We start from the raw sequence: 6,913 nt of genomic DNA, 5'->3' as shown, positions 1-6,913 counted from the left end.
GTCCCGGCTCACCGCCGTCGCCGGGGCCGCGGGGGTGGGCGGCTCGGCGCCTTCGGGGGCGTAGGTGATGAACGGCAGGTCGTCGCGGGCCCCGGCGACGGCGGTGAGCCGGGACTGCACGGCCTCGGTGACCGCCCGTGACAGGGCGACGTCGGCGTCGTGGTGGGTGCCGGACCCGGAGAACCACGAGGGCACGCTGGGCGACCACAGCCGGGCCGCGAAGGTCGGCACGCCCCAGGGGCCGGTGCAGTCGGCCACCTGGACGACCGCTCCCGCGGCGGCGCAATGACGCAGCACGGCTGCGGCGGCGCCGAACCGTCCGGGGCGGACGGGGACGGCGCCCGCCCAGGTGCCGCCGTCGGCGGCGGCGCGTGCCATGTCGTGGCGCTCGACGATCTCCAGGAGGGCGTGCAGGGTGGCCTCGGTGGGGGTGTTGCCGCCGGCCAGGCCGTTGCTGGTGACGGCGGCGAAGGTGTCCGGGGCCCAGTGCGGCCGGATCCGGAGGTCCACGGTCACCGCGTCCACCGGGAGCCAGGTCGTACGGGCGTCCGTCAGGTCCTCGGCCGGGCACCACGCCAGCGGGGTGGCGGCCTGCGGGACGCGGTCGGGGGACGGGGCGAGCAGGAGCGGGTCGTAGGTGAGGACGTCGGCCAGCTCGGCGATGCTCGCCGTGACCGTGTCGGGCCGCGGCTGCTCGGCGGCCCAGGACTCGTAGGCCTCCATGGCGGCCGAGACCCGGGCGAGCCGGTGGCTGAGGCCCTTGCCCTGGGCGAGGGACAGGTTGGTGGAGTTCGGCCGTACGGCCTGCCAGACCGGGATGCCTATGTCGTCGAGCTTGGTGACGTCGGCGACCCGGGTGATCCCGGCCGCCGGGAACAGCGGCTCCAGGCGGCGCCAGGTCTCCTCCGCCGCGGCGGCCCGGTGGGTGCCGAGGCGTTCGACGCTCAGTGCGGTTGCCTTCACCGGACGGGTGCTGGTGCAGGTCATGGGGTGGGAGTCCTTCGGTTCGGTAGGGGTACGGGTGCGGATGCGGTGCGGGTCGGGGTGGGCTCCCGGTGCCGGCCGGGCCGAAGCCGGGGGGCCCGCGGGTGCCGCGGCTACTCGGCGAGGGTCCTGGCGTGGCCGGCGCCGTGCTCGGCGGCGAGGGCCAGGGCGAGTTCCTGTGCAACGGCCATTTCGGGCCGTCCTTACCTTTCCTCCGCTTCACGGACGGTCTGTGACGCGATGTCCAGTTCAGCACCGCGGCTTCGACGGGACTGTCGTCCCGACGGACGAACGGAGGGACGACACGGCGGGAGGACCGAGAAGACCGGGCGGGCCAGGCGGACCGGACGGACCGGACGGAAGACGGGGTCGCCCGCCGTCGGGCCGGTGGAGCCGGGAGGCGTAGTCCCTCCCATGGGGACGGGAAGCCGATCGAGGGAGCCGACCGGGGGTGCGGGGACTAGCACCTCCGGCGGCCGGGTCACGCGGTTCTGGCCGGTAGGCGACGGTCGGTGGGGCGGGGCCGGGCCGCAAGTGCCGAGCCGTTCCGCCGGATTTTCGCCGTGCACGCCCGGGTGCCCTTTGGGACGGCCGGCGCGGGGCCGGGCCCGCGGCATCCGGCGGAGCGGCCCGGCCGGTGTGGCGTGAAACCGGCGCGGCGGCCCGCTCTCCGCGTCCGCACCGTGATGTCGGCTTCGCCTAAGGAACGGGCCGGACGGTGGATGTGGCGCATTTCGGACGCCCGCATGCTGGCGATCGGCTGCAAGGAAGCAGCTCCTCCGCTTCGACCGAGGGAGGCAGGGAACTGAGAGACAGGGTGCAATTCACATGACGTGGCGTGATTTCTGGGAAGCCGTCGGCAAGTTCTTCGCGAACCTGTTCGGCCTGAAGTGGTGACCCCGGTGGCCGGCCGTACGCGCTCCCCGCGGTACTCGGCCGACCACCATCGGGGCGTGTGACCCGCCCCGACGTACGTGAGCCTCCTTCGGGACCCGACGAACGGCCGGGCCCCGACCGGTCCCCCCGAACCGGACATCGGTGGGCCTCCCGTGTCATGCCGGCAGCGGGAGCCTGCCACCTCCTCGACCGGTCCCGTGGGGACGACTGCGAGCGGAACGGCCTCTACGGCCGTTCCGCTCGCGGCGTTACGTGGGGGAGCCTGCCTCAAGCAGAGAAGCCGGCGGGGGCACCGCCCGTGGTGGTGTCCGTCTTCCCGAACCTCCCGTCCGTCGGGGCGGCGACCCGCTTCTTCGTCGCGGACGGGTCGTCGTACCCCACCCTCCTCTTCGTCGCGGACGGGTCGTCGTACCCGACCCTCTTCACCGGCGTCTGCGGTACGAAGGCGGCCTTCGGCCCGCCGACCAGCTTCTCGTTCAGGCCGTCGGCCGGCGTCGTGCGGTGGGTCTCCGGCTTCGCCGGGGCGGAGGCGGGCGCAGCGGCGGCGGGGCCGGAGTGCTGCGCTGCCTGTGCGGCAGGGGCGACGCCCGCCAGGGCGAGGGCGCCGACGGCGGTCAGGGCGGCGGTCGAGAATGCACGGGGGGTACGCATGACTGGTCCTCCAAGAGGTCCGGGACCCGTCGGTGCCGTGCCGAGTTCGGCGGGTCCCGGAGGAGCGGGGTGGTTTCCACCAGCACCGACCCGACCAGTCAAGCCGTGCGGCCCGGCCGCCCGCGTCGCACGACCGGACGACACGGGGGGAGGAAACCAGGGCGGGTCGCCCCTGCGGTCAGGGCTTCCGCGCCGCGTCGAGGTGGACGCTGATGTGGTAGCGCGCGTTCGCCGGGTCCTCCGGGTTGAGCAGGGTGTACACCGCGTACCCGGTGGCGCCCTCGTACGCGCCGGTCCCCCCGGTGACGGCGTCCCGGGACTCCGGCGGCGGGCCCCCGAGCTCGGTCCACGCGCCCTGGAGGGTGATCTCGCCGTCAGGGGTGTCGAGGGTCGCGTCGCACTGCATCACGCGCCGTGCGTTGTCCGCGGTCACCTCCAGGTAGAGGCACTGCCACCGGTCGAAGCCGTAGTCCTCCTCACCGCCGTCGACGAACCTGGTCAGGCCGCCCACTCCCCCGATCAGGGTGCCCGCCCTCGACGTCCCGGGAGGGGTCTGGAAGTGACTGGTGGGGTGCGTCTCCAGCTCCAGCACGCGCTCTCCGCGTCCGTGCCCGTGGTCCGGGTCCGCCCCGGCCGCCGCGACACCGGTCAGGGCGGTGGTCAGCAGCGCCGCCGCCGACACGGTCACGGCCACGGCGCGCGCGGCCAGGGGGGTGTTCCTCGTGGGCTTCCTCATCGCTGTCCTCATACGGCCTTCGCTCCGATCCAGGGATCCGTCCGTGCCGTCGACGGCACTGATCTTGATGGTGGGGGAGGCGGAGCCGCTCTCCTACGCGCCACCACCGGGGGCTGGGCCGAACGGGCATACTGGAGCGCGTGAACGAGCGGACAAACAATCTGAAAAGGGATGATCTCGCTATTCCCTCCAGCCCCGACTCCCCCCGTGGCGAAGGGGCCCGCGGACACTTCCGGGCCTGGTTCCCCTCATCCGCTCGGCCGGGCCGGCCGGACGTGCTGTCGCTGGCCGACGGGCACGACGCGATCAGCACCGTGCTCGCCGACTTCCAGCAGCGGGCCCTGCAGCGTCAGGCGCTGCTGCGCATCGGTCTGCTGCTCGCCGCGGTCGCGGAATCCATCCTGATCCGCCCGTACAACCTGGGGGCGGCCCAGCTCATCCTGGTGGTCTACGCCGTCTACGCCGTCGCGATGCTCACCCTCGCCTGGCGCGGGGAGCCGCCCCGGCACGTGGCCTGGGCCGTGCCGCTGATGGACCTGCCGACCGTCGCCCTGTTCTTCATGCTGACCAGCGAGTACGCCATCCCGGACTGGAACAACCCGTTCATCTCGGACTGGCTGCTCATGATCGTGGTCCTGTCCGCCTTCCAGCTGCGGCCCGTGGTGACCGCCGTCACCGGGGCGCTCGCCACCGCTTTCTACGGCATCGACACCACCCTGGCGCTCCTGGGCGACACCGTCAGCCTCCACTACACCGTCGGGCACACGCTCACGCTCTCCCTGATCGGTGTCGGCGCGGTGCTGCTGTCACGGATCCAGCAGGGACGGGTGCGCGACATCGCCGCCCTCGCCCACGCGCGCACCTCCATGCTCGCCACCACCCTGTCGATCGTGGAACGGGACCGCCGCGACCTGGCCGAGGCCCTGCACGACGGACCGTTGCAGAGCGTGCTGGCGGCCCGGCTCGACGTGGACGAGGCCGCCGAGGCGGCCCCGCACGAGGCCCTGACCCGGGCGGACGAGGCCCTGCAGGACACCGCCCGGCAGCTGCGCTCCTCCGTCACCGCCCTGCACCCCTCCGTGCTGGACCGGGCAGGGCTCAAGCAGGCCCTCGACGGCCTGGCCCGGCGGGCGAGCGAACGGGGCAAGTTCACCGTCCAGGTGGTCTGCAACGCCACCTCCGTCGGCTCGGAGACGGACCAGCTGCTCTACAGCTGTGCCCGCGAGTTCATGACCAACGTCGTCAAGCACGCCCAGGCCCGGCACGTGGTGCTCCGCTTCGAGGCGGACCAGGACGGGGCGACGCTGTCGGTCACCGACGACGGCATCGGGCTGCCGCCGAGCGTCCTGGAGGAACGGGTGACCCAGGGGCACATCGGCATCGCCTCGCAGCAGCTGCGCCTCCAGGCCGTCGGCGGCACCCTGACGGTCCGCCCGCACAGCCCCACCGGCACGGTCGTGGAGGTCCACCTCCCGCTGCGCGGCCGGGTCGTACCGGAGCAGTGATCCGACGGCTTCGAACGAGCCCGCTCACGCCGCGTCCGCCTGGTGGGCGAGCACGGCGATCTGGACCCGGTTGGTGGCGCCGAGCTTCGCCATGATCTGGCTGACGTGGGACTTCACGGTGGCTTCGCTGAGGTGGAGCGCGCGGGCGGCCTCGGCGTTGGACCTTCCCTCGGCGACGGCGGCGAGGACGTCGAGCTCCCGGGGGGTGAGGGCGGCCAGTCGGCGCCGGGCCTCGGTGCGGACGGCGCTGCCGCGGGTGAAGTGGTCGATGAGGTGCTTGGTGACGCGGGGGGCGAGGATGGCGCTGCCCTCGGCGACGGTGCGGACGGCGGCGGTGAGCTCCCGGGGCGGGGTGTCCTTGAAGAGGAACCCGGCGGCGCCGCTCTGGAGCGCCGTGTGGACGTATTCGTCGCGGTCGAAGGTGGTCAGGACCAGGACGCGGGGGGCGTCGGGCCAGGTGCTCAGCTGCCGGGTGGCGGCGAGCCCGTCCAGGTGGGGCATGCGGATGTCCATCAGGACCACGTCCGGGCGGTGCGCCCGGATCCGGTCGAGGGCCTCGTCGCCGTCGCAGGCCTCGGCGACCACCTCGATGTCGGGGTCGGCCTGGAGGATCATGCGCAGCCCCGTGCGGACCAGGGCTTCGTCGTCGGCGATCAGGACTTTGATCATGCTGCGGTCCGGTGCTCGTGCGGGGCGGGGCGGACGGTCGTGGGCAGGGTGGCGGTGACGAGGAAGCCGCCGTCGGCCTGCTCCTGCGCGGAGAACGTACCACCGAGGAGCTCGACGCGTTCGCCCAGGCCGACGAGCCCGTGGCCGCCGCGGGGGAAGTCGCCGTCGGGAGGCCGCACCGGGCGGGCGTTGCGGACACGGATGCCGAGCGCGTCGGCGCGCCGGCTGAGGTGGACGGTGGTGCGGGCCCCTGCGGCGTGTTTGTGGATGTTGGTCAGCGCTTCCTGCACGATCCGGTAGGCGGCGCGTCCGGTGGCATCGGGCACCTCGCCGAGGGCGCCCTCGGTGACGACGCGGATGCGGACGCCGGCCTGCCGGGAGGCACGGACGAGGTCGTCGATCTGCGCCAGGGTGGGCTGGGGGGCCAGGGCGGCGTCCTCCCGGGCGTGGAGGAGTCCCAGGACCGAGCGCAGTTCCTGGAGGGCTTCCCGGCCGCTCTCGCGGATGAGGCCGGCCGACGCGGTGACGGCGGGGTCGGTGGTGGAGACCTCCAGGGCTCCGGCGTGCACGACCATGAGGCTGACCTTGTGGGCGACGACGTCGTGCATCTCCCCGGCGATACGGGAGCGTTCGGCGGTCCGGGCCGCGGCGACCTCCCGCTCCCGGGCGGCCTCGGCCTGGGCGAGCTGCCGGCGCAGCTGGGCGAGCAGGGCGCGGCGGGCCGACTGCCACAGGCCGACCGCCAACGGCAGGGCTCCGGCGACGACCACGTAGAACGCCGTGTTCAAGGTCGGCAGACCCGAGATCACGGCGTCGAGGGCCGGCAGAGTCGCCGGTATCACGGCCCGGAAGGTCAACGCCGTCAGCCCGGCGGCGGCGAGGGCGGCGGTGCGCCGTGGGGGCAGGGGGCGCAGTCCGAGGTTGTAGAACGCGAGCGCGCTCGCCGTGGGGTCGGCCACCAGCAGCCAGCACGCGACGCCGACCGCCACCAGCCCCACGGGGTGCCGACGGCGGGTCACGGTGAGGACGGCGGCGGCAGCGAGCACGAGGAGATCCAGCGGTGTCCGGTCCCATCCGGGGATGCCCGGCCCATTGTGACCGGTGATGACGGCGACGGCCCGGTGGACGATCGCGCCGAGGACCACCACCGTCAGCAGCGTCTCGACGACGACGGCCCCCCGAGGCTGCGGTTCCGGTCGTCCCGCTCGGTCCTGGTCGCTCATGCCCCCAGCGTACGGACCGGCCCGCGTCGACCGCCCCGCCCCGGGGATGAGGGCGCCCCCTCCTTTCGTCGGGGTGGCCGTAGCGGATGCTCCGATGCCCCGGGCGGCGGCCGACCGGAAACATCGGTGCAGGGAACGCGGATCCGTGTTCCCACCCACACCCCCGCACCCGTCTCCAATACACATCTGACGCTGCTGACCACGGACAGGACCGGGACCTTCGCCCTCTGCGTCGTCGACAAAGACGA

General features: G+C 73.7%; 6 protein-coding genes. 1 reads left to right on the top strand and 5 read right to left on the bottom strand.

What is annotated here, in order from left to right; all coding sequences use genetic code 11:
• From EF918_RS30275 to EF918_RS30265, 3 genes are all read right to left on the bottom strand, one after another.
• Positions 1 to 987: YcaO-like family protein (locus tag EF918_RS30275; RefSeq protein ID WP_125652128.1), on the bottom strand; the 987-nt coding region annotated here is incomplete at its 3' end.
• A gap of 1,161 nt (positions 988 to 2,148) precedes the next feature.
• On the bottom strand, positions 2,149 to 2,532 hold the full coding sequence (locus tag EF918_RS30270; RefSeq protein ID WP_125652127.1) for a hypothetical protein: 384 nt from the start codon (positions 2,530 to 2,532) through the stop codon (positions 2,149 to 2,151).
• A gap of 178 nt (positions 2,533 to 2,710) precedes the next feature.
• Complete coding sequence (locus EF918_RS30265) at positions 2,711 to 3,268, bottom strand: hypothetical protein (protein WP_125652126.1); 558 nt, start codon at positions 3,266 to 3,268, stop codon at positions 2,711 to 2,713.
• Positions 3,269 to 3,543: 275 nt separating this feature from the next.
• Between EF918_RS30265 and EF918_RS30260 the strand changes: the two genes are divergently transcribed.
• On the top strand, positions 3,544 to 4,773 hold the full coding sequence (locus tag EF918_RS30260; RefSeq protein ID WP_125652125.1) for a sensor histidine kinase: 1,230 nt from the start codon (positions 3,544 to 3,546) through the stop codon (positions 4,771 to 4,773).
• Positions 4,774 to 4,797: 24 nt separating this feature from the next.
• Here EF918_RS30260 and EF918_RS30255 read toward each other — a convergent pair whose 3' ends face one another.
• Together EF918_RS30255 and EF918_RS30250 are read right to left on the bottom strand one after the other, a co-directional pair.
• Complete coding sequence (locus EF918_RS30255; RefSeq protein ID WP_125652124.1) at positions 4,798 to 5,442, bottom strand: response regulator transcription factor; 645 nt, start codon at positions 5,440 to 5,442, stop codon at positions 4,798 to 4,800.
• The gene (locus tag EF918_RS30250; protein WP_185921988.1) at positions 5,439 to 6,665 is read right to left on the bottom strand and encodes a sensor histidine kinase; all 1,227 of its coding nucleotides are present in this window, start codon (positions 6,663 to 6,665) and stop codon (positions 5,439 to 5,441) included. The genes EF918_RS30255 and EF918_RS30250 overlap by 4 nt, the downstream gene beginning before the upstream one ends.
• Positions 6,666 to 6,913 lie beyond the last annotated feature (248 nt).

This window comes from Streptomyces sp. WAC06614 (genome assembly GCF_003949795.1).
Classification (GTDB): Bacteria; Actinomycetota; Actinomycetes; order Streptomycetales; family Streptomycetaceae; genus Streptomyces.
This window is presented reverse-complemented; position numbering and strand designations above follow the sequence as displayed.